Genomic DNA, 3,897 nt, shown 5'->3' with positions numbered 1-3,897 from the left:
ATCCCCTTCTTCTCCACCGTCGAACCCAGCTTCCTGAACACCGAGGCGCTCGACGCCGGCTACTGGTACCGAAACCTTCGCCAGACCGTCCACTTCCACACCGCCATCCAGCAGCTCACAGAGGCCGGCCACACCACCTACATCGAGTCCAGCGCCCACCCCGTCCTCACCTACAGCATCGAGGAAACCGAAGGCGCACAGACGATCACCGGCACCCTCCGCCGAGGCGAGGGCACCCTCACCCGCCTCCTCACCTCGGCAGCACACCTCCACACCCACGGCCACCCCGTCAACTGGCCCATCAGCAGGGGCAGTCGGCACATCGACCTGCCCACCTACCCCTTCCAGCACCAGCGCTACTGGATCGACGTACCGGACACCACGGCGGCGCACGCCCCCGTCCCGGCGACCGACATCGTCGACACGCGCTTCTGGGAGGCCGTGGAGAACGAGGACTGGGAGTCGCTCGCCGACACGCTCGCCGTGCCCGACGACGCCTCGCTCAGCACGGTGCTGCCCGCGCTCGCGTCCTGGCGGCAGGAGCGCAGGCGCGAGGCCACGGTGAACGACTGGCGGTACAGGATCAGCTGGAAGCCGGTGGCCGACGGGGGTGCCACGACCAGGCTCGGGGGGACCTGGCTCGTGGTGTTCCCGGAGGGGCGGGCCACCGACGACGTCGTCCGTACGGCGGCGGAGGGGCTGGCGCGGCACGGCGCGCAGGTCGTGCCGCTGGAGCTGAACGCCTCCGGGGCCGCCCGGGGGACGTACGTCGATCTCATCGGCGAGAAGCTGTCCGCGCAGGACTCTCCGCTCGCCGGCGTGCTCTCCTTCCTGGCGCTCGACGAGAGCGCCCATCCCGCGCATCCCGCCATGACGGCCGGTGTGGCAGGGACGCTCGCTCTCGTGCAGGCGCTCGGTGACGCGCGCCTTGAGGTGCCGGTGTGGTTCGGCACGTGCGGGGCGGTGGCGGTCGGGGCGTCCGACGCCGTGACCAGTCCGGCGCAGGCGCAGGTCTGGGGCCTGGGCCGGGTCGTCGCGCTGGAGCAGCCCGAGCGCTGGGGCGGCCTCGTCGATCTGCCGCGCGAGCTGGACGACCGGGCCCGGGCACGCCTGTGCGCGGTGCTGGCCGGGCTGGCGGGCGAGGACCAGGTGGCGGTCCGCAGCTCGGGCGTCTTCGCCCGGCGCCTGGTGCGCAGCCCGCTGGACGTGCGGACGCCCGAGCAGGCGGCGCCCGGCTGGCGCACCAGTGGCACGGCGCTGGTGACCGGCGGGACGGGAGCGCTCGGCCCGCACATCGCGCGGTGGCTCGCCTCGAACGGCGCCGAGCATGTGGTGCTGACCAGCAGGCGCGGCCCGTCCGCTCCGGGCATGGCCGAGCTGGCGACGGAACTGGCCGCCGAGGGGGTCCGTCTCACGGTGGCCGCGTGCGACGCCGCCGACCGCGAGGCCCTCGCGGGCGTGCTGGAGCAGCTGAAGGCCGACGGGGAGTCCCTGCGTACGGTCGTACACGCGGCGGCGTTCATCGAGTTGTCATCGCTGGCGAAGTCGGGGCTCGACGAGTTCGCGGACGTGCTGGCCGCGAAGGTGGCGGGCGCCGCTCACCTGGACGAGCTGCTGGGCGGCGACGACCTCGACGCGTTCGTGCTGTTCTCCTCCATCGCCGGTGTCTGGGGCAGCGGTGACCACGGTGCCTACGCCGCCGCCAACGCCTATCTGGACGCGCTCGCGGAGCAGCGCCGTGCCCGCGGTCTGAAGGCCAGTTCCATCGCATGGGGCGTGTGGAACGTCTGGGACCCGGAGCGGCTACCGGAGGGCGTGAAGCCGGAGCAGCTGCAGGCGCGGGGACTGCCGTTCCTCGACCCGGACACGGCCTTCGCCGCGATGCGCCAGATCCTCGCGCACGACGAGACCTTCGTGGCCGTGGCCGAGGTGGACTGGGAGCGCTTCGTCCCTGTCTTCGCCTCGGCGGGACCTCGCCCGCTGCTCGCGGGTGTTCCCGAGGCGCAGCGCGAGATCGAGGCGGCCACGTCGTCCCCCGGAACCGCGTCGGGCGCGGACGCGCCGAGCGCTCCGTCGTCGCCGCTGCGCGACCGGCTGGAGGGTCTCGCGGCCGAGGAGCGGGACCGGGTGCTGCTGGAGCTGGTGCGCGACCAGGCGGCCTCGGTTCTCGGTCATACCTCCGGTGAGGCGGTCGAGCCGGGGCGGGCGTTCCGTGATCTGGGCTTCGACTCGCTGACCGCGGTTGAGCTGCGCAACCGGCTCAACACGGCCACCGGGCTGCGGCTGCCGGCGACCCTCGTCTTCGATTACCCCTCCCCCGGTGTGCTCGCCGCCCATCTGCGGGACGAGTTCTTCGGAGCCCTGCCGGACACCGCGCCGGCCGGGACCGCCGCGGCGCCGCCGACCGCCGACGACGACCCGATCGTCATCATCGGCATGGGGTGCCGCTTCCCGGGCGGCGTGCGCTCGCCCGAGGAGCTGTGGGAACTCCTGCTGCGCGGCGGCGACGTGATCTCGGGCCTGCCGACCGACCGCGGCTGGGACCTCGACGCGCTCTATGACCCGGACCCGGAGCAGCGCGGCAAGTCCTACACCCGGCACGGCGGATTCCTGTACGACGCCGTCGACTTCGATCCCGCGTTCTTCGGCATCTCGCCGCGCGAGGCCCTGGCGATGGACCCGCAGCAGCGGCTGCTGCTGGAGACCTCCTGGGAGGCCTTCGAGCGGGCCGGCATCAACCCCCAGTCCCTGCGGGGCAGTCGTACGTCCGTGTTCGCGGGCGTCAGCTACCACGACTACGGCTCGCGCCTCGGCGAGACCCCGGAGGAGACCGAGGGCTACCTCGGTACGGGCAACACGGCGAGCATCGCCTCGGGCCGCGTCTCGTACGTCCTCGGCCTGGAGGGCGCCGCGGTCACCCTGGACACGGGCTGCTCGTCGTCGCTGGTCGCCCTCCATCTCGCGGCGCAGTCGCTGCGGCAGGGCGAGTCCACGCTGGCCCTGGCCGGCGGTGTGTCCGTGATGGCGGTGCCCACCTCCTTCACCGAGTTCAGCCGGCAGCGCGGCCTGTCCGTGGACGGCCGGTGCCGGGCCTTCTCGGCCGACGCCGACGGCATGGGCATGTCCGAGGGCGTGGGCATGCTGCTTCTGGAGCGGCTGTCGGACGCACGCCGCAAGGGCCACCGAGTCCTTGCCGTCGTCCGCGGTACGGCGATGAACCAGGACGGCGCCAGCAACGGCCTCACCGCCCCCAACGGCCCCTCGCAGCAGCGGGTCATCCGGCAGGCCCTCGCCAACGCGGGTCTCGCCCCCGACCAGGTCGACGCCGTCGAGGCGCACGGCACCGGCACCAAGCTGGGCGACCCCATCGAGGCCCAGGCACTGATCGCCACGTACGGCCAGGACCGGCCTGCTGACCGGCCCCTACGGCTGGGCTCGGTGAAGTCCAACATCGGCCACACCCAGGCCGCTTCGGGTGTCGCGGGCCTCATCAAGATGGTCATGGCGCTGCAACACGGCGTGCTGCCGAAGACGCTGCACGTCGGCGAGCCCACGCCGAAGGTCGACTGGTCGGCCGGAGCCGTCGCCCTGCTGACCGAGGAGACGGCTTGGCCCAGCACGGGACAGCCGCGCCGGGCCGGTGTCTCGTCGTTCGGCATCAGCGGCACCAATACGCACGCTGTGCTGGAGCAGGCTCCCGATGACGAGCCGGTGTCGGTGTCGGAGTCTCCGGGCGTCGTGCCGTGGGTGATCTCGGCCCGGACCGCCGACGCGCTGCGCGCTCAGGCACGACAGCTCCGCGAATACATCGAGCAGCGGCCCGAGTTGGACACCGCAGCCGTCGCCGACACGCTCATCAACGGCCGCGCCCTGTTCGAGCATCGGGCGGTCGTCCTC

1 protein-coding gene is annotated in these 3,897 nt (G+C 72.9%); it reads left to right on the top strand.

Annotated elements, in window-relative coordinates; translation table 11 throughout:
* A partial coding sequence (locus IE172_RS34115) for a type I polyketide synthase (protein WP_190101249.1) occupies window positions 1–3,897 on the top strand: 3,897 nt, incomplete at both ends.

It is taken from the genome of Streptomyces griseoflavus (genome assembly GCF_014649995.1).
In the GTDB taxonomy this organism is placed as follows: domain Bacteria; phylum Actinomycetota; class Actinomycetes; order Streptomycetales; family Streptomycetaceae; genus Streptomyces; species Streptomyces griseoflavus.
Note: the sequence above shows the minus strand (reverse complement) of the source record. Positions and strands in the feature narration are given on the sequence as shown.